Below are 908 nucleotides of genomic sequence, written 5' to 3'. Positions count from 1 at the left end.
CTTAGTGACCCATAAAAAATTCCCCTCCATGTACAATGTCATCCTCACTCTCAAAGAGTAATTTTTTCACACTATATTTAGAGAGGGTAATACCAAATTTTACTTATTTTCTCGCATTACTTGAGCTACTTCAGTAAAAATTACGCCTAAGCCATGTGCACCTGCGTCCGGATAACCAAGACTTCTTTCTCCAACCGTACCAGCACGTCCCATACGTGCAACAATCTGTTCGGTTGATTTTGCTCCTTCAACAGCAGCTTCTGCTGCTTTAACAAGAGCATGTTTCATGCTTTCACCTTCAGCAGCACTTGATGTTAACGTATCTGCATAAGGTACTAAGGCATCGATTAAAGTTTTATCTCCCACAACAGCTCCACGTCCAAAAGAACGTTCTCCTGTTGCTTGAATTCCTTTTACAGACGCTTGGATCATTTCAGCAAATTCTGTTAAATTCAGTTCGGTTTTAGATTCGGCGTTCTTTCCAGCCGCGCGAAATGCTGATCCCCAAATAGGGCCTGATGCTCCGCCACAGTGCTCCATGATAACGATAGAACACGCCTCTAAGAAGTTTCCAATATCATTTGATTTATTTTCGAGAATTTCGTGCCATTCAGCTTTCAACTGTTTGAACCCTTTAGCAACACYCATACCAAAGTCTCCGTCACCAGCATGGGAATCTAATTCACAGAATGGTATTTCATTTCTAATAATACATTCACTCATTTGGTCAACCATAAAAATAATATTATTCAACGTCAATCGATTTTCGGTTACTACGGAATATTCTTTGTTGGTTTGCACCTCATAAGACACTTTCGGGGCCTCCGCGGTACCGATGATTTCATTATAAGTGACAGCTGGTACTTCACCTTTGATTTTTAGCGCAGGAGTATCGCACTCTTCAGATA

1 protein-coding gene is annotated in these 908 nt (G+C 40.9%); it reads right to left on the bottom strand.

Annotated elements, in window-relative coordinates; genetic code table 11:
* Window positions 1-99: 99 nt before the first annotated feature.
* A partial coding sequence (dhaL, locus tag AC1DRF_RS29930; protein ID WP_477742565.1) for a dihydroxyacetone kinase subunit DhaL occupies window positions 100-908 on the bottom strand: 809 nt, incomplete at its 5' end.

This window comes from Priestia sp. P5_B4, assembly GCF_056400385.1.
This window is presented reverse-complemented; position numbering and strand designations above follow the sequence as displayed.